Annotated in this window: 1 protein-coding gene; it reads right to left on the bottom strand. The window is 46.2% G+C overall.

From position 1 onward, the window contains the following. Positions 1 to 77: 77 nt before the first annotated feature. A partial coding sequence (locus tag R7Q48_RS31700) for a DUF2254 family protein (RefSeq protein ID WP_318134446.1) occupies positions 78 to 500 on the bottom strand: 423 nt, incomplete at its 5' end.

Below are 500 nucleotides of genomic sequence, written 5' to 3'. Positions count from 1 at the left end.
ACTTTTCACGAAGGATGATGGCTGCGCATACGCATGTTTGAGGCGTATGCTTAAAACGATGCTGATTGAATGAATCGTCAACACCGTGTTTTTGGGTCAGTTACCTGGTTCGAAAGTTGCGCAAGTTGATGCTTTTCATCTTCAGTAAAATGTTGGGTCAACGCGAGTTCTAAAGCTTTCTCTGAAAGCTTGGTTGCTGGAGCGCTAAACAGCTTGGGATGCATACTAGACAAAGCTAGTAATGCCTTTTGCAGGCGAACCTGAACTTGCAGTTGAGCTGCCCCATCATGCGCTATCGGCAAAAAGACATCATCGAATAAATCTTGGCAGTTTAACGAGGGCACAAACAATCTTGGGAAGCGAGTTTTGGTCGGCTGTTGGCTAATAAGTTCTCCCCAAAGTGAAAGCGCCCGAATCGAACGTCCCAGAACATCAATCGCAGTACCATTATCATTAACGGCAGGAGAGAGGGCCCTAGAGGCTATTTCTGCAAGTACAAC

This window comes from Vibrio sp. 378 (assembly GCF_033339435.1).
Note: the sequence above shows the minus strand (reverse complement) of the source record. Positions and strands in the feature narration are given on the sequence as shown.